Annotated in this window: 20 protein-coding genes and 2 pseudogenes; 10 read left to right on the forward strand and 12 right to left on the reverse strand. The window is 58.3% G+C overall.

The annotated features are described in order from the left end of the window. The first annotated feature begins 4 nt into the window (after positions 1-4). Positions 5-607 (forward strand): hypothetical protein, encoded by a 603-nt coding sequence (locus tag HJB83_RS03660; protein WP_259671264.1) that lies wholly within the window; start codon positions 5-7, stop codon positions 605-607. 53 nt (positions 608-660) lie between these two features. Here HJB83_RS03660 and HJB83_RS03665 read toward each other — a convergent pair whose 3' ends face one another. The 7 genes and pseudogenes from HJB83_RS03665 to HJB83_RS03695 form a co-directional block, all read right to left on the reverse strand. Then, a complete protein-coding gene (locus HJB83_RS03665) occupies positions 661-1,029 on the reverse strand; it encodes a hypothetical protein (protein WP_221159492.1) in 369 nt (122 codons plus the stop codon). Between the two features lie 163 nt (positions 1,030-1,192). Next, on the reverse strand, positions 1,193-2,314 hold the full coding sequence (locus tag HJB83_RS03670) for a DUF3800 domain-containing protein (RefSeq protein WP_221159493.1): 1,122 nt from the start codon (positions 2,312-2,314) through the stop codon (positions 1,193-1,195). A 365-nt stretch (positions 2,315-2,679) separates the two neighbouring features. After that, positions 2,680-2,946: a hypothetical protein gene (locus tag HJB83_RS33940; RefSeq protein WP_259671265.1), complete on the reverse strand. Its 267-nt coding sequence runs from the start codon at positions 2,944-2,946 to the stop codon at positions 2,680-2,682. Positions 2,947-3,089: 143 nt separating this feature from the next. Continuing rightward, positions 3,090-3,176: pseudogene (locus tag HJB83_RS03680) on the reverse strand. Positions 3,177-3,222: 46 nt separating this feature from the next. Then, positions 3,223-3,954, reverse strand: coding sequence for a hypothetical protein (locus tag HJB83_RS03685; protein ID WP_221159494.1), 732 nt, complete (start codon positions 3,952-3,954; stop codon positions 3,223-3,225). 351 nt (positions 3,955-4,305) lie between these two features. After that, a complete protein-coding gene (locus HJB83_RS03690) occupies positions 4,306-5,337 on the reverse strand; it encodes a hypothetical protein (RefSeq protein ID WP_221159495.1) in 1,032 nt (343 codons plus the stop codon). Next, on the reverse strand, positions 5,327-6,991 hold the full coding sequence (locus HJB83_RS03695; protein ID WP_221159496.1) for an N-6 DNA methylase: 1,665 nt from the start codon (positions 6,989-6,991) through the stop codon (positions 5,327-5,329). The genes HJB83_RS03690 and HJB83_RS03695 overlap by 11 nt, the downstream gene beginning before the upstream one ends. Before the next feature lie 439 nt (positions 6,992-7,430). Here HJB83_RS03695 and HJB83_RS03700 point away from each other — a divergent pair, with 439 nt between their 5' ends. Further along, positions 7,431-10,367 carry a hypothetical protein gene (locus tag HJB83_RS03700; protein WP_221159497.1) on the forward strand — a complete coding sequence of 979 codons (2,937 nt, stop codon included), beginning with the start codon at positions 7,431-7,433 and terminating at the stop codon, positions 10,365-10,367. 88 nt (positions 10,368-10,455) lie between these two features. Beyond that, complete coding sequence (locus tag HJB83_RS03705; protein WP_221159498.1) at positions 10,456-11,151, forward strand: hypothetical protein; 696 nt, start codon at positions 10,456-10,458, stop codon at positions 11,149-11,151. A 135-nt stretch (positions 11,152-11,286) separates the two neighbouring features. Here the strand turns inward: HJB83_RS03705 and HJB83_RS03710 are convergent, their stop codons facing one another. The 3 genes from HJB83_RS03710 to HJB83_RS03720 form a co-directional block, all read right to left on the reverse strand. Then, on the reverse strand, positions 11,287-11,559 hold the full coding sequence (locus HJB83_RS03710; protein ID WP_221159499.1) for a Shedu anti-phage system protein SduA domain-containing protein: 273 nt from the start codon (positions 11,557-11,559) through the stop codon (positions 11,287-11,289). After that, complete coding sequence (locus HJB83_RS03715; protein WP_221159500.1) at positions 11,556-12,740, reverse strand: DUF4263 domain-containing protein; 1,185 nt, start codon at positions 12,738-12,740, stop codon at positions 11,556-11,558. Before HJB83_RS03715 ends, HJB83_RS03710 begins: the two co-directional genes overlap by 4 nt. Before the next feature lie 102 nt (positions 12,741-12,842). Then, complete coding sequence (locus HJB83_RS03720) at positions 12,843-14,357, reverse strand: gamma-glutamylcyclotransferase (protein ID WP_221159501.1); 1,515 nt, start codon at positions 14,355-14,357, stop codon at positions 12,843-12,845. A 304-nt stretch (positions 14,358-14,661) separates the two neighbouring features. On the opposite strand from HJB83_RS03720, the gene HJB83_RS03725 reads away from it, so the two are divergent. From HJB83_RS03725 to HJB83_RS03735, 3 genes and pseudogenes are all read left to right on the forward strand, one after another. Beyond that, positions 14,662-15,183: a DUF309 domain-containing protein gene (locus HJB83_RS03725; protein ID WP_221159535.1), complete on the forward strand. Its 522-nt coding sequence runs from the start codon at positions 14,662-14,664 to the stop codon at positions 15,181-15,183. An 87-nt stretch (positions 15,184-15,270) separates the two neighbouring features. Further along, a pseudogene (locus HJB83_RS33945) lies at positions 15,271-15,651 on the forward strand (3'-5' exonuclease); the annotation flags it as partial. A 169-nt stretch (positions 15,652-15,820) separates the two neighbouring features. Beyond that, positions 15,821-15,967: a DUF1127 domain-containing protein gene (locus HJB83_RS03735; RefSeq protein WP_221159503.1), complete on the forward strand. Its 147-nt coding sequence runs from the start codon at positions 15,821-15,823 to the stop codon at positions 15,965-15,967. Positions 15,968-16,329: 362 nt separating this feature from the next. Here HJB83_RS03735 and dinB read toward each other — a convergent pair whose 3' ends face one another. Beyond that, entirely contained in the window at positions 16,330-17,412 is a 1,083-nt protein-coding gene (gene dinB / locus HJB83_RS03740) for a DNA polymerase IV (protein ID WP_221159504.1), read from the reverse strand. Positions 17,413-17,489: 77 nt separating this feature from the next. Continuing rightward, complete coding sequence (locus HJB83_RS03745; RefSeq protein WP_221159505.1) at positions 17,490-18,167, reverse strand: SOS response-associated peptidase; 678 nt, start codon at positions 18,165-18,167, stop codon at positions 17,490-17,492. 109 nt (positions 18,168-18,276) lie between these two features. On the opposite strand from HJB83_RS03745, the gene HJB83_RS03750 reads away from it, so the two are divergent. Genes HJB83_RS03750 through HJB83_RS03765 form a run of 4 tightly spaced genes read left to right on the forward strand, consistent with a single transcriptional unit; the run spans position 18,277 to position 24,168 of the window. Further along, positions 18,277-18,705 (forward strand): hypothetical protein, encoded by a 429-nt coding sequence (locus HJB83_RS03750; RefSeq protein WP_221159506.1) that lies wholly within the window; start codon positions 18,277-18,279, stop codon positions 18,703-18,705. Between the two features lie 12 nt (positions 18,706-18,717). Beyond that, positions 18,718-19,473, forward strand: coding sequence for an ImuA family protein (locus HJB83_RS03755; protein ID WP_221159507.1), 756 nt, complete (start codon positions 18,718-18,720; stop codon positions 19,471-19,473). Continuing rightward, positions 19,394-20,905: a DNA polymerase Y family protein gene (locus HJB83_RS03760; protein WP_221159508.1), complete on the forward strand. Its 1,512-nt coding sequence runs from the start codon at positions 19,394-19,396 to the stop codon at positions 20,903-20,905. Before HJB83_RS03755 ends, HJB83_RS03760 begins: the two co-directional genes overlap by 80 nt. Further along, positions 20,905-24,168, forward strand: a complete 3,264-nt coding sequence (locus tag HJB83_RS03765; protein ID WP_221159536.1) for an error-prone DNA polymerase — start codon at positions 20,905-20,907, stop codon at positions 24,166-24,168. Before HJB83_RS03760 ends, HJB83_RS03765 begins: the two co-directional genes overlap by 1 nt. The last annotated feature ends 105 nt before the right edge of the window (positions 24,169-24,273 follow it).

Below are 24,273 nucleotides of genomic sequence, written 5' to 3' on the forward strand. Positions count from 1 at the left end.
AACAATGGTCGAAGCCTTCGTTCGCCAAGTTGTCGAACACGCATCTGAGCACTCAAGTGAATGGCAGCAGGAAGCTCTTCTCCGGGGTCTGGCGCGAGACGGTTACGTCGTTATCTGGACCGACGGCCGGCAGCCCAATTCGTTGCGGATGGCACTGCCGGGCGAGATCGACCTGCCCGCCGCCGATGACGAGGTCCATCTCTTGCTAAAGCACTTCGCATTTACGACGTCGCTCAGTCATCTGGATCAAGCGGTCGAGGCACATACGCGTGGTGACTGGGCTGCCGCGAACAGTCAGATCCGCACATTTCTCGAAGGACTTTTGGACGAAATCGCTTTTTCCGTCGCGCCAAGCAAAGCCCAGAGCTTGGGATCTTCGGAGAACCGTAGGGCAATGCTTGCTGGCAACGACATCGGATTTCTAGGCGTGAAGCGCAATGAGTGGTCGCCGGACGGTAAAAGCTTCATCCACGGACTGTTCAAGATGCTGCATACCGATGGATCGCATCCAGGGCTTTCGACCGAAGATAACTGCACTTTCCGGCTGCACGTTGCGCTTGTCACAGCGCGAATGTTTCTCCGTCGGCTTCGTGAAGGAAGAATTTAGCGGGGCCGGAGTTGCCGTGAAAGTGCCGACGAGGGCCCTGGGCATTCGCGTTCTTAGATCCGCCAATAGCGTGGGGCGACCTTCGGCAAGTTTGGGGGAAGACCTTCGAAGCCACGGCTCTTGTAGAGATGCGCGAAACCGGCCTGATCGGCACCCGCCAGTGCGAACAAGACTATGTTCTCGTGCTCGACGCACATGGCATTTATAGGAGCGGCGAGCGCCTTTAGTCGCCGGAGGGTCTCACCGGGAGGCGTATCGAGCGCCTCCGCAAAGTCGATCAAATCGAATTCGGCAACACCGCAGCTTCCGATATCGCCATGGCCGTTATTGGCGAGCGACTGCACAACGGCGTAAGCCAGCCGATCTTCGACGGTCTTGAGCACGTCAAACTCGAAACGTTCCTTTAACTTGAGCGCTGCCATGTGACGGTGACCTCTTCGCGAATCAAACCCCGATATCGCCTACATTAACGCTCGCTTCGGCATCATTTGAATTATTAAACGACAATCAACAACGAGCGAGCCAGACGCCTCTGCGATTTTGGAGTGGACCATCCAAATGACGCCGCGAGTCCTGCCTTGCAGTTCAGAGCCAGAACAGGTTTAGCAAGTTTACAATCCTAGTTGGGAGCACGTAGTTTATCCCTGTGCCGCGACCGGGATTGGTGAAGTCAGCGAATGCACGGTAGGCTTCAGTGAATTCTCGCGCTGGCATCTCTGATCCCTGCACCTGTTGTACGAAGCGCATGATAAAACCTGCGAGCACGTCCGCAGCCTGAATACCTACAGACTCCTCAGAGCGAAGAAATCGCATCTCTGCTCGCTCCAAGACGCGGTAGTCGGCATTACGGATCGACCAATCTTTTCCCGCTTGAGCCAGTTCCTCCATCGTCTTTTTGCCACTCTGGAGAATGTGACCGAACTGAAGCTGCTCGTCGTGAACCAACGTTACATCGGCCATTTTTCGCTGACGAAAGAGATTTATTCGGCCGTAGATGTTTGTGAGCGAGGACAGGTTGGGCAGCATCCAAAAGGGGTTTGATGCCTTACTAAGATCAGGGTCGGGAAGGTAAAGATTGACCTCGCCATCCGGCGACCGAGCTCCCTGTTCGAATTCGTCAATCGTATCGCGGACGAACTTCAAGATAAATTCGGCATTGCTGTCAGTGGCGGCTCGACCATCAAGCCAGCCGGCCATCTCCACGAAAGCCGTTCGCGTCGCGGAGATAGAAGGCGCTGAACAGGCGTTTATGTATGACTGAAGCACTGGCAATGGGGCCAGAGCATGGAGATATTCCGCGACATGGTTCTTCATTTCCATGACATCGCGGCGGCCGTCGAATTCTTGCGAGACTGGGGGAATGACAAAGTGATTCACCATCGTCGCGCAGATGAAGAACCGCTTGTCTACCACCTCGACAAAGACTGGCAATCTTCGATGTTGAAGGTACTTCGCAATGTCGGCTGCGACCCCAGGCTTTCCGACCAGCCGCTTTGATTTCAGCTCTGAGCCTTGTATGCGGTGAATCGTGCGCAGGCGTGAGAACTCGGCGGCAAGCGCCGCTTCATTGTCGATTCCGACGGCGACCAAGACGAATATCGATTGATCGCCAAAGCCAAGATTTGCGCCTGCTTTCACAAGGTCGCCTGTATTTCCGCTCTCGTCTAAGAAGAAATTATTGGTCAAAATAACCCGGCGGTTGCGCATCAGTTCTTTTGCAACACTACTTCCAAAGGTTTGGTTGTCTAGAGGCGTTTAAGGGCCGGTACTGTTGGCGCCGACATCGCTGACACAAAACGGCACGACGCGAGCTTGGCGAGCGCATTGGATGGAGAACGAGTTCTCGGATTCATCCCGTTTGATCGTGAAGGAAAGCGCGTCTTCGCCAGCTCTCGTTGCGACAGATTGCCGACAACGCAAGAGCGGCGGACTTCAGTAATCGGCCATGGTCTGTATGAGCGCTCCTCAACCCTGTTCGTCAGATAGTAAGAACGGTCCGCGCGAAGTTGGGCGTAGCGACGGCAAGCCTTGCAAGCAACTCGGCCGTGATCAGAGTCGGCCTCCGATGGTCGCTAGCTTGCCTGTGCGGCACGTCGCTCACTTTTTGACGGCGTTGGTTCGAATAATGCGCTTAGAAATTGATCGGTATGCGCCGCGTCGATACCGGCTGGGGGATCATAGAAGTCCCGAGTATTTGCAGCGATGATCGCAACCGCGCCCGACGCAGCGGCGGCCGCCATCACATGCCGGTCTTTGCTGTCGTTGCGCATCGCTGGTTCAAGCTGCTCCCAGCCATCGACCGTTGCCTCGGGAAACGCTTCATCCATAATGTGGCGCAATGCATCGGCTGCCTCAGCCGGCTAGCCGTAATCTCGCTAGATTGCTTGGCATCTCCTCGAGAATCTTGGATGACCAGTGGATTTGAAAGAGTCCGGCGGCGGCGCAGCGCAGGAGGGTGTCGCGCAATAGCATTGAATTGTGGTGGTGGAGGAGTCCGGACTCGAACCGGAAGCCTGTTACGGCTCAGTATGGCTTGACGCCAAACTGGTGGCACCCACCACCTTCCTCCGGCAATTCACCATTATCCAAGCTGCGCGGCTAAGCAAGAGGCAGGATCAAATCGGGACCTCCTCCTCGAGTGGCTCCACCATCTGGTGATACTGAGCTGAATTACGAGGTTGGAATGGCATCCGATTTGCCGGGGATTCAATCTCCCAGGAATAAACTTGAAACGTCGATGACTTCGGATCGGAAGGAAAGGGCGCGCTCCTTCGACTGATAACCGCATGCGGAAACTGAAACGTCTGAAAATCTTTAAACATCTTCCGAAGAATCAGTCGTCTTGCCTCGACCGTCGGCCCCAGCGTTGTGCTGTGGTGGACGTTGTTATCCCATCGCAAAAGCGGGCTTCGCAATCCGCGATTATCTTTTGCATCAAATGCCGGATGCTTGAAAAGCTTCTCCAGGTCCTTTCGTTTTCCGCCGAGCACGAACAAACAACGGATCTCAAGGTTGGCTAGCATCTCAAGGCGGATGAGATCCCAAAAGATTTTTTCTACCGATGGCATCGTTCGCCCGATCCATTTCGATTCGACAGCGAGCGTGACCTGGTTATCGGCATCGAGGACCACGAAGTCCACTTCAGGACGACGTCCCCTGGACGTCATTTGCTGTGCTAAGACTCGATGCTTGAACTCTGCCACTGTCCGCCCACGGCTCGCGGCATTCAGGATCTGGCCGATAGGATGCGCCATGTACTTTTCGCTAAACAGGCTCGTTCGACTGCATGCTGCTTCAAAGTTCAACCACGCACCTACTCCGTTCGTTAACAACTTGGCATAGTCCATCCAGGCGCCATCCTTTGCTTTGCTTTGAATGTGCGTGAATCGACTTGATTTCAACGGGATAATCAATCTTGTATTAGTGCCAATAACGACACCAGGGGCATTCTGCTGCCTTACCAGGTTCGAGCTAGGCCCTCTTCAACAAAAGTGCGCCCTATAGATCGTCCGCTACGGAGAACCGTGCGGATTGCTCGCGGTCATCAGCTACAACAGCTTTCGATCGCCGAGATGCCGCCACCCTTTGACCTGCGAGAGGCCGAATTGATCGCAGCGCGGATCGTCCCGCATATACAGTCTGCCGCCTAGGCTGAGGGCGAGCCGTCGTCATATGTGCAGACAGCTTGAGGAGCACATTTATTTCCTTGGTAAGATGGAACTGCGACGCCTCCTCGCCTCCTCATGCATGTTGACGGGCGTAGCCGCAAGAACGCGCGTAATCAGGGACGTCAGAAAACGGGCCGGTGAGAGGTCATCTGGAGTTCGTTCTGCGAGAATCGATACCTTTGGCAGGGCCTTGACGACGGCCTCGACTGTGCTTTTGGCGAGGTGCGCGATTTCACCCTCGGTCGGATCCGTTATCGGCTGTGGGCCCGGCTCTAATATGCCGTCGGTGGGTTCTTCTTCATCGACCGCCGGCTGTACCGGATCAGTGGAGTATTCCATCAACACCAGGCAGGTGGAGTGGTACGCATCGTCCTCACGGCCAAGCTTGGACAACAGGTCAAACAACCATTCTGCCGTCTTGGGTTCCTTTTCCAAAATATCAGACCGCAGACCGAACAAGAAACCTAGTGCCGCAAGGGGATGGCGCAAGCGAAGATTCTTGGCGTCGCCGTAGGACTCCTCGATTCGGTTCGGCGCATTTTTTCCATATGAGGAGTCCATTCGCTTCGTAGATATCAGCAATTCTGGGCCGGTTACCCAATCCGTGATGATGACATCGACTTGCTTCAGATAGTTTTTACCCAAAATTGAAGCAGAGGAGGAAGTCACGCCGGGAATGGACGAGTTCGAAGTCAAATGGGATTGGGCCTTGGCCCGTATCGCTGTGGGAAGCGACTTGACGAAAGCCGAGACAGGCGCGGGAAGAACCCGCGGATTAGCAGGCCTTGGCCAAACCTGGTCCGTCCCGAAGCCAGCCCTTCGAAGTTCATAGCTGAGCCAGACATCGAGGGCGAGGGCAGGCACCCCTGTTTGCGTCCCGACTTTCAGGTGCAGCGGAACACCGAGCAGAAGCGCAAGGGTGTCGTAATCGGGATTGATGAACGGCTGGCCGTCAGTTCCAAGAATCCATGGATCGTTGTGTTTCCCGCTAAGTGCGGCAGCTTCGACGATATGATCGAATATTTCCCACGCTTCTGCTTTCGAACTTGGTTTAGCGGCCACTTGCTGACCTCACATTGCGACGGTTCGCCAGTTCCGCGCGTGCATTCCGGACGGCTGCCATTTGTGTTGCCGAAACCTCGCCGTCGACCAACAGTACCTCGTCAACCAGTTTGACGGCATCGAGCAGCCGCCCTTTGTCCAGAAGCTTTCCAACGCTACGCTTGATCTTGCGAAGCTCATCGGCGCGAGCGGCAACCAGAGTCGGCGAAGGCATGGCCCACACGTCGGCCTCCTTTGGCTCGATCTTCAGGATCCCGCCACCATACGCGCGTCCGACCATTTCGGCATGCAACAAGGTGATTGAGTTCAAGCTGGCGACCGGAAGGAGCTCGCTGCCCAAGGCCGTATATGCCTCGTTCAGGTAAACCCCATGCACCGAGTTAAGGTGACGAGCCTTGGCCGAGTTTTCCGTAATCCGGGGGGTGTCCGCATTCATACAGGTCAGTAAAAGGTCCGCGGGTGAAACGAGCGGCACCCGGTACCAGGTCTTGCGGACCCGACATTTATAGGCGGTGTCGACGCCTGTCCTGTGGCCGTCGGCAATATATGCCGCAGCAGCCCTGGAAGGCGGTTCGTTTGGATAAAACAGGTGGATCGCGTTGCCCTCTTCACCGAGTTTCTTCAGCTGGGCACTCGAAAGCGAGAGGCCCCGCAAATGCGAACTTCCGGGTGGCGAAAGGCTGAGCAACTCGTCTGGGCGAAGTCCAAGCTCGGCTACGCGTTGGGGGGAGAGTGTGAAGTATTTGTTGTTTCCAGTTACCATTCCGAGCGTTGTGTCGCCCCAGGTTTCCAGGTCGGTGTAGAGGCCTGCTGCCGAGAGAGCCTGCAAAAGATGCACTGCGTCGATATCGACGAGACTGCTGGTCCACTTGCCCGCTGGGTCGGCCGGTGTCCAGCTCAGTCCCGGGCCTAAAGTGTCGAGCGTTGCAGCGTTCTTGGTTTGGCGGATCGTTGCGAAATCCGTCGGCCCCTCAAGGTAGCCATCAGCGAGGAGAAGTACGACATCCGCTTCCGCCTCCGGGAACACTTGCTCATCGAATAATACAAGCTGCACGTCGCGGAATCGACTGAACAGGAACTTGCGGACGGGAGCGGCATAGTTCACCGAGAGCAGTTCGGCGGGCAAGACGAAGGCCAGCCGGCCGCCTTTCTTAAGGAACAACGCCGAGTGCACGGTGAACGCAGCCCAACTGGATGCGAGCCCCGTGAGGGAAATGCCGCCCCTGATGGCCGCCTCCCGGGCACGGGCACGGGCTTCCCCCGTAAAGTCCTGATATCGGATAAAGGGAGGATTTCCGATGACGGCGTCGAACGCCGGATCAGGTGTGACGGCAAAGAAGTCGGACAGTTGGATATCGGCCTCGCCCCCAGAGTCAGCGACCCGCTTGCGGGCAATATGTGCGCTGTGGGCGTGTATCTCCACGCCATGAACCATCGGGCGCGAGCGCGTGCGTGGAGCGAGGTCACGAAGGCGCTCGACCGCGGAAACCAGGAATGCAGCGTCGCCAGCAGCAGGCTCGAGCACACGATTATCAGGCGCGCGAATGGCCCATTTGGAAATGAAATGGGTAATCGCTGAAGGCGTGAAGAACGCGCCTCTCTCCTTGCGGAGGACGGGAGTGTCGATAGGGTCGCGATGGGTAACGAAGGTCACGGCTATCTCCCGAATCGTGCACGCATGGGTTCGCTGTCTTGCCGCTTACCTATCCTATAGAGATGAATTTCTGTCTACTCTTTGTTCTTATTTTCAATCTTCCGATCCAGGGGAAAATTGCGGCAAGCCATAGTGAAGCAATGGCCTACTCCATTCAGAACTATCGTGCGCCTATGGTCGGTGCATCCTATCGCATTGAATCAGGCGTTTAGCGCACCGCGGGTTGATGGTTCGTATCCTTGTCATTTCCAACCATTTTCAGAGCTCGGCAAGGCGGAGGTGAAAGATATTAAGGCCTCGAACTCTGGCGCGTGGAGACACTCCATCGTGAAATAAAACTATTATACAGCTGCCATTGTAAATGCTCGTTATACGAGTATATTCGCGTTATAGTATGTCTTCACCAATACGACGCTGACTTTCTGGCCGGGGGGCTGCCATGTCTGACGAAAACGTTCGAGTGACCAGCAAAACTTCTTTTTTTAAGCGCATACCCTGGTGGGGTTACACCGGCGCGGCAATTGTTGTCGTGGGACTGGCGTTTTTGATCTTGCCGGCTGTCATTCTCAATATGGCTCTCAAGGAGCTGAACAAGGCGGGCATCGAGCGGACTGTCGAAGACATACGTCGTGGCGCGATTGCTGCCGGTGTCACGTCGTTATCGACGATGCCGCAACCCGACACGCTGCTCCGGCTGCAGGCTGACGATCTGCAGAGGCTCGTCGATGCCAGCATCTCCGTTGCGGACAAGACTATTCCGGTCAAGCTGACCGGCTTGACGGTGGGTCCGGACAACCAGGTAATCGGCATTGCCGCCAAGGTCGATGGTCGTCTGGACGACGGCACGGAACTGACCGGCACGGTCAACGGCGCCGCCACCCTGTCATTCGTGGACGGCGACCTGCTGTTGCAGCCGGCCTTCGACCGCATCACGCTTAACACCATCAAAGTCCCAGGGTGGAACTGGCTTCCCGGCCAGATCGTCGGCATTGCCAATCCGGCGATCGCTCAAATGCTTGCTAGGATCAATGGTGCGTTGCCGCCGCAGACGGTCAAATTCCTGCCACCGGCCACGGAAGCGAAAACGGTTCGGGTCGGTGACGTCGACATTGTCATCCCAGCAATCGTCCCGACCACCCCCGCAGTGCTGATCGCCACCGACGGCATCGTTGCTGTGTCCCAGCTGCTGCCATCGGAAAAGGCTGATGCGCCGAGTGGTGATACCGGCGATCTCGCTTTCGAGGCGTACCGGAGAATGTTCCTGAAACGGATTGAACCGCAGTTTCCCGCCCCGGTCACGAAAACAACAGGGCTCCATTTTGCCGACCGCCTGCTGGACGGGATTCTGGGAGGCTACAGGGCGCCGGCCGATGTCGAGCCGGTCGTTAATGCCGCGGCCGCAGCAAACTCACAGGTGCTGAACGACGTCAGGGGTCCGGATGTCGTCGTTTTTCTTTCAGGAGATCAGTTCGTCAAGACAGCCGGCGACGCGCTCGCGTCTGCGTTAAAGAAACAACCGGCTGGCGAGGTGACTTGGAAGGACGTCAAGCCGAAGCTTATTGACGGCGCTATCCAGGTCGAGGCAATTGCCGACGCCCGCATCCCTATAGGGGATGGCCGTACGCTTGTCTCCAGCTGGCGGGTCGTTGTCGTCGCGGTTCCCAATGCCGTGCCCGGCAAGAAGGAAATCCGCATCGTGCCACGCATTGGCGCCGTGCAACTCCTGACGATCGATATCGGCGACAACACGCTAGACGTGGCGCAACTCGTGCCACTGGTGAACCAGGTCGCCGATACGCTCAAGAATACCGTCAACTCGGTTCTGCCCGCGATCCCTGTAAACCTGCCGGTGCTTGCACCCCAGGAGGTGGAGCTCAAGCCCAGCGATGCCGATGGCCTTCAAGTCCGGTTCACGCCGGAAAGATTCTCGCCGTCGGCCATCACCGTCGATCGCGTGGTCGCATCGATCGGTCCTCGTGGATTTTGGCTGCTGGGCGATGTGTCGAACACCGCAACCGGCGACACACGTCCGAACCGCGTGTCAATGCCAATCCCTGAACAAACGACGCCGCAGGATATCGAAAAGGCCGCCGTCAAGCTGGTCGGGGATCGTTATGGCCCCAGCCCCACTGAACCTATCTTCGGGTTCGTGTCCTGGGGCCGCTTTGCCGAGATCTTCAACGCGGACTGGGCGCGCTTGCACCCGCAAGCCGGGTTGACCTTCGACACCGGCACGCAACCGATGGAAACGCAACGCATCAACCTGATGGATTATGCCCGCTTCGAATGCCATCGCAAGCACTGCGAGCAGGCCCGTTGCGAGCAGAGAAGCTGCTCTTTTTCGGGCTGCAGCAGAAATGGATGCAATCCTTCATGTCCTTCGGTCAACCTCTGGGTCGGGTCAGTCGAGGAGCCGGGCTGTGTGATCAGACGCCAAGCGTGCAATACGGCCGCCGACATCGCTTACGGAAGCTGCCAGGCCGGCGCAAACGCGGAGAAGGCCGGATGCGACGCCTCGGCGGTCGCAGACAAAGCCGCCTGTGACATCAAGTCGAACGCTGACCTGCTGGCCTGCAATGCTGGGGCCGAGACAGAGATGGCGCTGTGCGGTGCCAAAAAACTGCTGACGAACGGATTAGCGGAGATCAGCGGGGTCGGCGCCATCGGCGGCGACTCCCGAATCCGCGCGACGGCGCAGATCGACGCGGCCGGCCTGCAGCTCGACACCGCCAAGCCGGGCGGTGTCCTTAATTCAACGATCACAGGCAGCGTTACCGGAAATATCGGGCTCGACTGGACACCCTATGACATCGCCGGCCACCTTCTGGTCTGCCCTGTTCGTGGCAAGATCTTCGTTGAGGACACGGCGCATTTCCAAAACCCGGCGAGGCCGGTGACGCTGTCAATCCTTGGTGAGGGCCAAGTCCCCGCCGACGAGGACCCATTGACCGTGGATTTGGCGGTCAAGATCGCTGGGTTCAGAATTCCGGTCACGCTCGATCACGGCCTGCTTAACGCGCTCTATGCGCAAAACCCCCAAATCGCAGTCACCTGCCCGGTAGCAAGCTCCTTGCTGGTGCCAGGACTGGTCATGGGTGGATCGTTTCGGGCAATCTCGGAAAACGATCTTGCCAAGGCACTGGCGGGACCGACGCCCAGCCTCGCCGTTTCGCTATTTGTCAACGCCAATGACGACGTCAAAGCCGGGATGGGCGTGCTGTTTGGTGGCAGCTTCAGCATTCCTGTGGAGGAACAGATCATCCCCGTTAAAATCAAACAGGAGAGCCTCGACATCTTCGGCACGGAATATCGCTTCAAGCCCTCTATCGCCAACGACAATTTCCGGCTTGTCTCGACCGGAGCGTCTACGAAATGATCCGGCAGGACGCTGACTTGCGCGCTGCCCGTCTTTAAGCCAAGTTATTGGAGCCGCTATGCCACAGGAGTCAGTTGAAGAGGAACGAATGGAGAAGGCAAAGGCGGTCGAGCGGGATCTCAAGCGGTTCGACGAGGCGACGGCGAGTTTCGAGAAGACGGCACTGCTGCTCGGCTTCGTCAACCTGTTCCTAGCAATCTGGGTGCGGACATCGGGTCTGCAGATCAATCCCGGATCCGCCGTGGGTCTTGGCATTGCCGGTTTCAACGTCGGTTACGCCATCGTTTTCGGGCCGTTGATCGCTGTCGTGTCGCTGGCTGTCTTGATCTCTCTCCTCCACCGACGCGGCACGCTGAAAGACGCCGTCACAGGAACCTCCGGCAACAGCGCGCATCTTTCACCTGGCGACAAACTTGCACTCGCCAATTATGAGGCCCCAGGCAGTGACCGCGTCTCCGTGTGGGTCAACCGGTTGTGGCGCGGGTTCTACTATTTTGTCATACCGCCAGCGGCCGCCTTGGTAGAGCTGCTGCGCTATTGTGATTTCGTACCGTCCGAAAGCGCGAAGGACGGCGGCTTCTGGGACCGCATCGGCTCGCTGTTTTTCACCACCAAAAGCTGGGAAATCCGGCCGATCCTTCCAGATCACGCTCTGGAGCAAGCTTCCAACCTTATGGCATCGTTGCCCTACGTCTACGCGCCTTTGCAAAGCTGGATCGAGCTTGGCCTTGTTCTGCTCTCCTTCGGGCTCGCGTGGCATGCCGCGAGGAAATATTTCAATTGATCGCAAGTGCATCGAATCTAGCTCTCGATTGCCGCTGAATGTCGCCTATGTGCTTCTGGGCTGTGACGACTAAATTTTTTAAAGAAAATCAGAGATTTATCAGCAGCGATCAGCATGTCGTGGGTTCGGATCCTCTCAAGGCGCAAGAAGCTCGTCCGGTTTAGTCGACAGGAATTCGTGCAACGCTTTTAGCTTGGCCAAGAGTTCGTCAAACGTGATGATCAGCACATCGCGTTGGCTTCCGCGGTAGATCTCGAACGACCTCTTCAAGTCGCGCGTTTCCGGCAACCTGCCGATGATCAGGATACAGGGAACCGACCAGGCCTGAATGTGGGGCTGGTCATCGTCTTCCTTCTTTGCCGCGATACCCTTGATCAGCCTAAGCTTCTGGTCGAGGAGCTGATTCACTCCACCCGACAAGTCCGTGGATGGGCCAAAAAGTGTCGGCGCGCGGTAAGGGGGTCTTTCGCCAGCAGCGGGGTTTCGGTCGTTTTGATCTCGACGATACCCAGATTGCCTAGCATTCCCGCCTCTACAAGGTAGTCGGCATATTTCTCGCCGGAACGCTTCAGGCCCATACCTCCGACCGAGGCTTGGTCAGTGTACATAATCACAGGCAGGCCGAAGAGCATCTTCAACACGAAGGGGTTCTTGACGAAATAATCCTGCCAAAATCTCTCCTTTCTTTGGTTTAGAAGTTCCTTTGACATACTCTCTATAAGGACTTGCAGCGAGATGAGTTCGATCTTCTCGCTCAACTCAAACAGTTGCACGGGGTCGTCCTTGGCGATCTTGTCGACCTCACGGATCACCGTTCGGACGGCTGCAGCAGTGTTGGAGTTGCGGGAGCGTGGTGTGCCCTTTTTGACGAGGGCGGACCGCACCGTGTCTTGCAGGTCTAGGGCTGGTCGCTCGAAATCATCAGGCTCGAAATCCTGCACGACGGATGGCAAGAGGCGGTTGCGGAGATAGCTCACCTTTTCCCCGTTGGCGAACCTCACAACTGCGTCATGTGCGCGATTAATATCCAGCCGTACGTCGTGATAGATATGCTCCGGCAGCCGGATCTCCTGTCCGTCGATGGAGATCTTGTCGTCACTGCAGATGGTAAGCCCAGCCGCGCCTTCCACTTCATCGAATGCACTGATGATGTAGCGGATCCTGGGATCGACACCGAAGCCTTCGAACGGCCCGCGGTGGAAACCGGTAGGCAGGTCGAGAAACATTCCGAAGCCGACCTGAAAATCCATCGGCGGCTGGTCCTCGAAAGATATCCGCTTAATAGCCCCGTATTTCGTTTTAGCGAAATTGCTGTGATTGGACCGAAGCCACATCGGGTAGGTGGTAAGCAAGCGCGTGGGAAAATCGTACTCGGCAATCAGAAGAGGCCAGTGATCGTCAGCGAAGTTGACGCCTGAGGCCTTGGCCCGCCTGAACGCCTTTTCGCTCAGGTAAAAGCTCAGGTATTGGGTTCCCTCGTCTGGAGTGAGCTCGATCACCAAGGACGACCCGTCCTCAGGATGAACACCGGCATCCACTATCGTTCCGCCGTATGCGGGCTTGTCCTGTAGTTCCCAAATCTCTGGCACGCGCTCACCTCTACCCCAAGTCTTGGAAGCAAAATGCCCGACCGCAACAAGGATTTCAAAATAATCCCCTCACTAACACTCGAACGGTAGCTTCTTGCGCCGCTATTCCGCAGCGGACGGACTCTTGCCGGCCCCGGGACTTCCGAACGTGGCCCGCCGCTTACTGTCCCGGATCTTGTCAGGATCTTCAATCGGTTCAACCGACTCGATGTATTCGCTAATATACTCTGACGGCAGACCGTGTTCCCTGCCGCCTGCAAGCACAAAGTCCTTGTACCAGCCATAGGGTTTGAGGCTGTCGTCGATGTAGTCAGGGGTGGCGAGATAGGTAAGGACCTTGCGCCTGCGGCCTTTGTCGTTAATGACCGTGACCGTCGCGTGCTCGTAGCCGTTGCCGACACCTTCGGCCTTATCCAGCTTGGCACGCTCTGCAGGATCGAAGCTGAACAGGACCCCGATCACGCCCCTATCGCTTTCACTGGCAAATGCGTTGCACTTCCCGGATTTATCGGAACTTCGCTTATGAAAACGGAGCGAATGACCCGGCAAGGTAGCGATGCCGAGTGGCTTGCAGCTCGGCATGCGTTCCCGCAGCCGGGCGGTCGACATGTTGGACCCGTAGGCAAAATAGACGACGTGCTCCGGGGGCCCGGTCTCTGTCTTCCTCAGTGGCTCGATCGTGGCATTTCCCGGCTTCAGGATCATGCGTAGCGGTACGGTCATTATACTGCACTCGTCGGTTTCTTCCCCTTCGAGTGTAATGATGGGGTGTCCATCCTCGAGGTCGAGGATAGGAACCGGCCTGCCGGCCCATCCGCAGTCGGCGCAGCGCGGTCGTTCCCAGAGTACATCGGGTGCCTCAGTATTTTCGCCATGTTCGGGTTCGAGATGCGGAGAGCCGCAGTTCGGGCATTCGAGAGGCACGCCGCGCAACTCGCGAATGATCAATGATGTCGCCATGCCGATGGCGTGTTGGATCAACGATTGCGCCATCTCGGCATCAATCCAGGTGGCCGACTTTGAATGCGTCAGCCAATTTGAAAACGTCCATGCGGACTCGAGCGCACTCTTGAGGGCCCCGCGACGCTCCTTGTTGGTGTCGCCCGGTAGAAGATCGTTGCAGATGATCTCAGTCCACGCGCGGAAGTTGGCACGCTGTGGCGGTGTGTCTGTCCACGTTGCCGCGTCCTGCGCGACGCAGATCAGCTCAAGTAGCGCCTCGCGGCAGCGAACCCCGACCGCCTGATAGTCCGAGAGGTTCTGCGCCTGTGTCACGACGGTGCCAGCTGCTTCCATCTTCTCGAAGACGGGACCGAACGGAAGGACCCGCAGATCGCCTTCCTGTTGTTTTTCCGTGCGCGGGATGCGGAGCATCAGCCCAATATGGAAGGTCAGAGCAAGGTCCATATTAGGGAATTGCTCCTGAGAGTAGAGGTTTGTGCCGCCGGTGATGACCCACCAGCGATCCTTGTTGGTGTGGATGTCCCACACGTCATGGCGAGTGTTGAGAACAGCCTCCGAGTAGACCTTCTGCATGAAAGTCACTTCAAGGTCGGGCGCCTGCCATTCAAAATATTCCCGGACTTCCTCCACTTCGTCTTGGCTAGCTTTCAACATCGTCTACTCCCGCGACGGGCTAGTCGCACCGCGCCGCTGCTTGCGAAAGCCCCATCAATAGACCGATGTCGCTGAGCTTTCAAACCGGCGCGGTAACGCGGGATGTCCGCGTTGGGCCACCGTGAGTCGCACCGGGCTGAAATGTCCGCTTCAGCCGATGAACTCCACTCCGGTGATGTCATCGATCCCGAAGGCGCGTGGCTTGCGCGTAGCTCCGAACCCCGTCAACATAGAGGATGGGTTGTCCATCGGGCGGGTTGAGAGCATCCTGATTTCGAAGCTTCATAATAAGGACTTTGGGGCGATGGGACGTCCTCGGTTACTTCCGGATAGATCATTCCCCCGCTACGCCTACTTGCCGGGCAAGGGTCCACATCCTGTCCGTGATCCTGGAGGTCACAGCTACCGTGTTCAGGCCGTTTTGGTTAGCGCGTCTCTCGGCTCTGAGGAGTTCGCGTGGGGCCAGGATCTCTTCAATCACGGGTACTACTGGGAAGCCCACGAGGCGTGGGAAGGACTTTGGCAGATTGCAAACAGAGGAAGCCCGCTGCGCGACTTTCTGAAGGGATTGATCTTGCTATCCGCAACCGGGGTGAAGATCCGGGAAGGCAAGCGGACGCCGGCAATGCGTCACGCCAGTCGCGCCGGCGCGCTGTTGCGAGATCTGACAACGGCGCCGCATGACCATTTCTCGAGCGCCCTAGGCATATCGCCTGGATTACTTGCTGATCTCGCCGAAGCGACAGCTGAGGCCATGCCGGCATCGTGCATGACGACCCAGGGACAGCCTGAACCAGTCTTCGACTTCGTTCTGGGAGACGCGTAGATATTTGCGAATGACTCATCGGGATTTTCGGCGCTCAACGGCAGCCAGTTTATCGCTGCGATCGTGATGACCTGCTTCATGTTGTGCGTCGGATACCTCATCGTGCAGGCGGGCTACTTCCAGGATGGTCATCGGGCTGTCGATGATTGTTTCGCGCTTTTGGCGGTTCTCGCTCGGGAAGTCGATGGGTCGGCTTCCACCGCTTTCGCCGAACTCTATGAAGCAAGCCAGCGGTCGCGTGTCCAGATATTTGCCGAGAACAGCCGCTTCGACATGAAGGACCACCTCAAGACGCGAGGCTATCACCGGTCCGACGGAATCGACGGCCGTCCCAAATCCTGGTGGATCGAGGTTGGCGAAGAAGCGTTCGATGATGAGCTCCGCTATCTCCGAGCCGAAATCTACCGCTATCCCGATGCAGATCCCCCGATCAAACGGCTGACCGCCTTCAACCGGTTCCGAGCCTGATAGCCCCTTCAGCCCATCTCTGACTGAACCCATGCTTTGAGCGCATGGCCGACCTGAGACCTTGTGCCTTATCGACGGGCGTCCAAGGGCCTATATTCCAATCATCGAAACGACGTTGGAACCGAAGCATGGTTGCTGGCGTCAAGAGACCTCACGAAAGGGGATCATCATGGACGTAGCACGCTCTTTCAATAACTGGCGCAAGTATCGTCAGACCGTCACCGAACTCGGCCGCATGAGCTCGCGCGAACTGCAGGACCTTGGTATCGATCGAGCCGACATCCACAGCGTTGCTCGTCAGTCGCTCGCTCGCTAAGCGATTGTTTCCAAGCCAACCTGATTGACACTACGCCCGCTGATGACGCGGGCGTTTCTGTATCTGGCCTGCCACGAAGCCCTGAGTTGGAGATTTCTTTCGTTAGCGAGAGGCCGTGCATTTTCCGCATGGCTGCACTGCAGCAAAGTCTATTTAATGTGCGGAGAGAATGGGTATCTTGGTTTCATCGAAGCGATGCACCTCCTCCCGCAGAGCTTCGATTTCAGACGGCCCACTCCTCCTCCCAAGGGACGTCTGTCGGAACAGCGGCACTCCTCCTCCCAGCCGTTGTTCGGTTCTTTTCGGAAAGCCTGCCGCACCTCCTCCCGCGGCAGGCTTTTTCGTTTTCAGGCCCGGCTGCATCAAAGTCCCAGATCGAGCTGCGGTTCTTGCCCGCTCTCTTCGATGTTGAGCGACGACAGGGTGATCCCTAAGAGCCGCACCGGACGTTTGAACGGGAACACCGAGGCCAGCAGGGTCTCCGCAATTTCCAGCATCTGGTCGACGTCGGAGACGGCTCCCGACCCTGTCTGGCTGCGTGTCGCTTGGGTGAAATCCGAATATTTGATTTTGACTGTTACGGTCTTTCCCGTGATGTCGTGCACGTCGCAGTAGCGCCGGACTTTCTCGGCTAATGGCCGCAGCTCGGCTTTGGCGAGATCGAATTTGTCGATGTCTTCAACGAAGGTGTCCTCCGCGCCGACGGACTTGCGGATGCGATCAGGTCTAACCTGCCGTTCGTCGATCCCACGGGCAATGCCGTAGAAATACGGACCGGACTTGCCAAAATGCTGTTGAAGGAAGGCAAGCGACTTCGATTTCAGGTCAAGCCCGGTTTCGATGCCATGTCGTTTCATCCGCTCGGCCGTGGCCGGCCCCACCCCATGGAATTTCTTGACGGGGAGGGCTTCGACAAAACCTGGGCCGTTCTTCGGCGTGATGACAGCTTGGCCATTCGGCTTGTTCAGGTCGCTCGCCATCTTGGCCAGAAACTTGTTGTAGGAGATGCCGGCGGATGCGTTGAGGCCGGTAACCGCCTTGATCTTAGCGCGGATTTCCAGCGCGATCTCGGTGGCAATCTCCATTCTTTTCAGGTTCTCGGTAACATCGAGATAGGCTTCGTCCAAAGACAACGGCTCGATCAATGAAGTGTACTCGGCAAAGATGTCCCGGATCTGCTGCGAGACCTGCCGATAGACGTCGAAGCGCGGCGGTACAAAGATCAGATCCGGGCATTTTCGCTTGGCGGTGACCGACGGCATGGCGGAATGCACGCCAAAGGCTCTGGCCTCATAACTCGCCGCTGCCACCACACCGCGCGCCGCCGATCCGCCGACGGCCAATGGTAGCCCACGTAGCTCCGGGTTGTCTCGCTGCTCGACCGACGCAAAAAATGCATCCATGTCCAAATGGATGATTTTGCGCACGGGTTGCACGCCACCCATTCCGTCAGGTCCGAGACGGTAAGCCGGCATTTGGTGGACAGGCATCTGACCGCTCAGGTCGTGCTGAGTACTCGCGATCAAAGCAACAGACCTTCCTCGTTAGGCTGCGGTTTGGCCTGTGGCGGCACGATCACCAGCATGTTGCCCGGTAGCGGACGCTGTAGATGGCGGGCTTCATCCCACGGTGCTGTCAGCCAGGTCTCGACTTCTTCAGGCGTGGTCAGGATGGCGGGCATGGCCTTTTGATGAATTGGCGAGACGATTTCGTTGGGGGAGGTCGTCAGAAATCCGAAGAGTTCGTATTCCTGTTCGCCATCCCTGACCTTCCGCACGCCTTTCCAGGGCGTCCAGAAGCCCGCGAAAAACATCAGCGGCCGATCTTCGTTGCCGGCGAACCAGGCATTCGGAACGCGTCCACCCTCGACTTTGCTGGCGGGGTCAGGCTCGGCAAAGGATGTAAACGGAACGACGCAGCGGCTGGTTGGGCCGAGCCACCGGCGCCAGTGCGGCGAACTCACATTGCGAATATTGGTGACGCCGGGATCGTAGTTTTTCACGTAGGCTGGCGGCGACGGCATCCCCCAGGTCGCCCGGGCAATCTCGCGCTGTCCGTCCTCGGCGACGCGGACAATCGGCGCCAGATAGCCTGGATATACATCGAAGGAGGCTTCATTCCAGCCGGCTCGATCCCGGAACGCCTTTGTAAATTGCAGAACCGCGTCGCGCGTGGTCGTCACGTTATAGAGATTACACATTGCCGTCCTCCCATCCAATGCGGGTCAAGGCGAAGTTTCCGACCCTTTCGGATCGCAATCAAGGTTTGAGAGCTCCAACGATCATGTGGGCCGTTGCAGATCGACAGCCATGGCCCACCTCCAGCAAACAGGGAAATCCCGTCCCGCATCTATCCTGCCCGTCAGAGCAGTGCATCTTGTCGCAACCCATCGCCATGCGACGGCGCAGATCAACAAAACGCATGCTGGCGCCAAACTGCTTCACCAGCGCCTTGCGATCAAGCTCGCCCTGTTGCCCGCACGGCTTGCATTGGACGGTAATCACCGGTCCCTTGAAATCTCTAAGCGTCAGCAGGCCGGGCATATCTCTATTTTCTCATCTACGATATTTTTCGTCACATTCCGCATCGAATTGAATCTGCTTGATGAATCGATTGAGCAACAGCCGTCTCGTGATACCGGCTGCAGTCCACCCGATTCTTGCCCGTTGACTCATCGCTGTTTAAAGAACAAAAACAGAACATATCAGCTTTTTTTGGCTATGCAAATGCACTCTTGACGTTGGAAACCGATGCCAATCACTGCCGCCAACCCCGTCATTTCTGAGCTTCAAGACCGCATCCGGCGGCTTGAAGGCGGAGCTGCGCGCAAGGGCGAGGTGCTGTCGTTCGGAATAGCCGAGATCGACGCCAAGCTACCCGGTGGTGGGCTGGCCTGCGGCGCCTTGCACGAGGTGGCCGGAGGTGGCGCCGATGCTGTGCACGGGGCAGCGGCCGCGCTGTTCGTCGCTGGCATCGTCGCGCGAACGAAAGGCGACGTCCTCTGGTGCCTGACGCGGCCGGATCTGTTCGCGCCGGCCTTGGCGCAGGCGGGCCTCCATCAGGATCGAGTGATTTATGTCGAGGCCGACCGGGAAGAGGACGTGCTCACGAATTTCGAAGAAGGCCTGCGTTTTGGTGGTCTTGGCGCCGTCGTTGCCGAGCTTGTACGCCTGCCCATGACTGCCTCGCGACGCCTGCAGCTGGCGGCCGAGGCTTCAGGAACGATTGGCATTGCGCTTCGACGATGGCGTCGCCCGACGGAGGCAGCTGATTTCGGGCAGCCGACAGCCGCTACGACACGCTGGCGCATCAGCGTGCTGCCTTCCGAGCCGCTGCCCGTGCCCGGTATCGGGCGGGCGAGATGGCTGGCGGAATTGATCAGAGCAAGAGCGGGAGAAGCCGCAGAATTTGAAATAGGTGCCTGCGATGCCACGGGTCGTATCAGTCTTTCTCCCCACGCTCGCGACGGACAGGATCAGGCGCGCCGATCCCGGAATTTTGGCTGAAACACCGGTCGTGGTCGTTGCGCGCAGTGGATCGAAACGCAGCGTGGCCGCAGTCGACGCCGCAGCCTTCAAGGCCGGCGTCCGGATCGGCATGCCTGCCGCAAAAGCCCAGGCGATGATATCCGGCCTGCATCTCGTCGATGCCGACCCCAACGGTGACGCCTTGGCGGTCGAGCGTCTGGCGCTGTGGATGCTGCGCCAATATACGCCGGTGGTAGCGATGGACAGTCGCGATGGTATTGTAATGGATACCGAGGGCGCCGACCATCTGCGCGGCGGCGAGTTGCCGATGCTGACTGGTCTTGTCAACGCTCTGCGAGGACATGGTCTTCAAGCCCGCGGCGCCATTGCCGACACCTGGGGCGCCGCCCATGCGATTGCACGCGCCACGCGGCGTGAGGTGATTATTGTGCCGGTTGGCGAGACAGCCAAAGCTGTCGTCAACCTGCCAATTTCCAGTCTTCGCCTGTCGCCTGACATCGTCAGCGGCTTGGCCGTGCTCGGGTTCCGGACCGTCGGCGAGCTTTCGGCAACGCCGCGGGCGCCTTTGGCTCTGCGTTTTGGGCCGGAGGTCGGCCGCAGGCTGGATCAGATGTTCGGGCGCCTCGTCGAACCGATCGACCCCATTCGCACGGCGGACCTGATTGAAGTGGCCCGATCCTTTTCCGAACCGATCGGGGCCTCTGAGACCATCGCGAAATATATCGGCAAGCTCGTGGTCGAACTCTGCGCCGCGTTGGAGACGCAAGGGCAGGGCGTTCGCCGCGCGGATCTCATTGTTTACCGCGTCGACAACACATTGCAGTCCGTGCGTGCCGGAACGGCAAAGCCGGTGCGCGATATTCCTCATCTGACAAAACTTCTCTGTTCCAGCATCGAGAAAATCGATCCCGGGTTCGGCATCGAGAAACTGTCCCTGGCCGCGACGATGTTCGAGCCGTTCGAGGAAAAGCAGTCCATCTCCTCGCTGGTCGAAGAAACCATCGTTGATGTGACACCTCTGCTCGACAGTTTTGGAAATCGTGGCCAGCGCATGTACAGGCTGGCGCCGGTCGAAAGCGACGTTCCCGAGCGCAATGTCGGGCGCGTCTCCCCCATTGCCGCAAAACTCGGTCAAGCCTGGCCGACCCGCTGGCCCCGGCCAAGCCGCATGTTGGCGCGCCCGGAACGGATCGAAGTGATTGCGCTCACACCCGACCATCCGCCGGCCTCCATGACCTGGCGCGGCAAGCGCCGGCGCATCAAGCGTGGTGATGGGCCGGAACGTGTATTCGGCGAGTGGTGGGTTCGTTCCTCCGAGATGGAGGCTGTCAGGGACTACTATTCCGTCGAGGACGAGGACGGCAATCGCTTCTGGGTCTATCGCTCCGGCGACGGTGTGGATCCCGCGACCGGAACGGCCAAATGGTTTCTGCACGGGATCTATGGCTGATGCGCTACGCCGAGCTCCAGGTCACCAGTCATTTTTCCTTCCTGCGCGGCGCTTCCGGCTGCGATGAGCTGTTCGCCACCGCCCAGGCAATCGGCATCGAGGCGCTCGGCATCGTCGATCGCAACAGCCTGGCCGGGATCGTGCGCGCCTGGGAAGCGGCCAAGGGAACCGGTGTCCGGTTGGTCGTCGGCTGCAGGCTCGATTTGACAGATGGCATATCGGTGCTGGTCTATCCGACGGACCGGGCCGCCTATTCGAGGCTATGCCGGTTGCTGTCACTCGGCAAGGAGCGCGGCGGCAAAGCCAAATGCATCCTCGATCTGACGGATGTGGCCCTTTATGCAGAGGGTCTGCTCGCCATTCTAATCCCCGACGAGGCCGATGACGCATGCGCCGTCAAGCTGCGTAAGGTGAGAGAGATATTTGGCGACCGCGCCTATTTGGCACTGACGCTGCGCCGGCGGCCGAACGACCAACTGCGCCTGCACGAACTCAACACCCTGGCGATCCGGCACAAGGTCCAGCCGGTCGTCACCAATGACGTGCTGTTTCACGAGCCGGGTAGACGGCAATTGCAGGATGTCGTCACCTGCATCCGCCATCGCACGACCATCGATCAGGCCGGTTTCTTGCGCGAACGCCACGCCGATCGTTTTTTGAAGCCGCCTGAGGAAATGCACCGGCTGTTCAGCCGCTATCCAGAGGCACTCGCCCGTACCCGAGAAATTGTCGACCGCTGTCGCTTCGACATGAGCGAACTGACCTATCAATATCCCGAGGAAGCGATCATCCCCGGACTGACGCCGCAGCAGACGTTGGAAAAATTCACCTGGGAGGGCGTGCGGGATCGATACCCCGAAGGGGTGCCCGACGACGTCGTCACAACCATCAATCACGAACTCGATTTGATCCGCAAACTCGACTACGCGCCTTACTTTTTGACGGTCTACAGCATCGTCCGCTTTGCGCGATCTCAAGATATCCTCTGCCAGGGTCGCGGAAGTGCTGCCAATTCCGCCGTCTGTTATGTGCTGGGGATCACGGCGATCGATCCGGCCGCAAACGATCTGCTGTTCGAACGCTTTATCTCAGCCGAGCGCAACGAGCCGCCCGACATCGACGTTGATTTCGAACATGCCAGACGCGAAGAGGTCATCCAGTGGATCTACAAGACCTACGGCCGGCAGAAGGCTGCCCTTTGCGCGACCGTCACCCGCTACCGCGCCAAGGGTGCGCTTCGCGATGTCGGCAAGGTGCTCGGCCTGCCCGAGGATATGATCACAGCGCTGTCGGCCGGTGTCTGGGGCTGGAGCAAGGAGGGCGTCGGCGAAAAGCAGGTCAACGAACTGAACATGAACATGTCCGACCGCCGCCTGCGGCTGACATTGGAGCTGGCGCAGCAGTTGATGGGGGCTCCGCGTCATCTGGGCCAGCATCCGGGCGGTTTTGTCCTGACCAATGACCGCCTCGACGAACTGGTGCCGATCGAGCAGGCCCGGATGGAGGATCGACAAACGATCGAATGGGACAAGGACGACATCGAGGCGCTCAAGTTCATGAAGGTGGACGTGCTTGCCTTAGGAATGCTCACCTGCATGGCCAAGGGCTTTGCCCTTTTGCAGGAGCACAAGGGTATAACGCTCGATCTCGCCACCATCGAGCCGGAGGATCCGGCGACCTATGCGATGATCCGCAAGGCCGACACGCTCGGCACCTTCCAGATCGAATCCCGCGCGCAGATGTCGATGCTGCCGCGGCTGAAACCCCAGACCTATTACGACCTGGTCATCCAAGTGGCGATCGTTCGCCCCGGGCCGATCCAGGGCGACATGGTGCATCCTTATCTTCGCCGGCGTGAAGGCAAGGAGGCGGTTGTTTATCCCAAGCCCGAACTGGAGGCAGTGCTCGGCAAGACGTTGGGCGTGCCGCTGTTTCAGGAGAGTGCGATGAAGGTGGCGATCGTCTGTGCCGGTTTTACCGCCGGCGAGGCGGATGCGCTGAGGCGTTCGATGGCGACATTCAAGTTCACCGGTGGCGTCAGCAAGTTCAAGGACAAGCTCGTCAAGGGGATGGTGAAGAACGGCTACACCGAGGAGTTTGCCGAGAAGACCTTCTCCCAACTCGAGGGTTTTGGCTCTTATGGTTTTCCCGAGAGCCATGCCGCTTCCTTTGCGCTCATCGCCTACGCCTCCTCCTATGTGAAATGCCATTATCCGGATGTCTTTTGTGCCTCCCTCATCAACGCGCAACCGATGGGATTCTACGCACCGGCGCAGATCGTCACCGATGCCCGCGCCCACGGTGTTGTGATCCAGCCGGTCTGCATCAATCGTTCGCGGTGGGATTGCACGCTGGAAGCGATCAGCGGAACCGATGACCATGCCGTGCGGCTCGGTATGCGCTTGGCAAAGGGGCTGCCCGAACAGGATGCGGCAAAAATCGCAGTGGCGCGTGGCGACGAACCCTTCGTTTCGATCGACGACATGTGGCGGCGCGCCGGCGTGTCGTCGGCGTCTCTCGTAAAGCTTGCCGAAGCTGATGCGTTCCGGCCGGCTCTCAAGCTTGAACGACGTGATGCGCTCTGGGCGATCAAGGCCTTGCGCGACGAACCGCTTCCGCTGTTCGCTGCGGCTGCCGAGCGCGAGCGGGCTGTGATTGCCGAACAGCAGGAGCCGGATGTGGTGCTTCGGCAGATGACCGAAGGCGCGAATGTGGTCGAGGATTACGGGCATACGGGAGTCACTCTGCGCGCCCATCCGGTCAGCTTCCTGCGCGAGGATCTCAATCGGCGAAATATTGTCACCTGCGCCGAGGCAACCTCGGCCCGCGACGGTCGCTGGCTGATGACATCAGGCCTTGTCCTTGTCCGGCAAAAGCCCGGTAGTGCCAAAGGGGTCATGTTCATGACCATCGAGGATGAGACAGGCGTTGCAAATATCGTCGTCTGGCCAAGCCTGTTCGAAAAGCAGCGTCGCGTCGTGCTCGGATCCTCAATGATGGCGATCAACGGCAAGATCCAGCGCGAAGGCGGTGTCGTGCATCTGGTGGCGCAACGGCTGTTCGATCTTACCAGCGATCTCGCAAGCCTTGGCGAGCGGGATGGTTTCCGGCTGCCGTTAGGACGGGGCGACGAGTTCGCGCATGGTTCACCGGGCAGCCCCGACAGTCGCGACCGGCCGCCGATGGGCGTCAAGGCGCGGGAAATTTACATTCCCGACCTGCATATTGATACGCTGAAGGTCAAAAGCCGGAATTTTCAGTGAGTGCAGTGGGCAGTTACAAAGGAGATGCGGTTAAAAGCAAGGCGACAGGGACACTGAGCGCTGACGCGGTCAATGCCCAGACAGATGCCAACTTAATCAGGCGCA

Source organism: Rhizobium sp. NZLR11 (assembly GCF_019685115.1).
Taxonomy (GTDB): domain Bacteria; phylum Pseudomonadota; class Alphaproteobacteria; order Rhizobiales; family Rhizobiaceae; genus Rhizobium.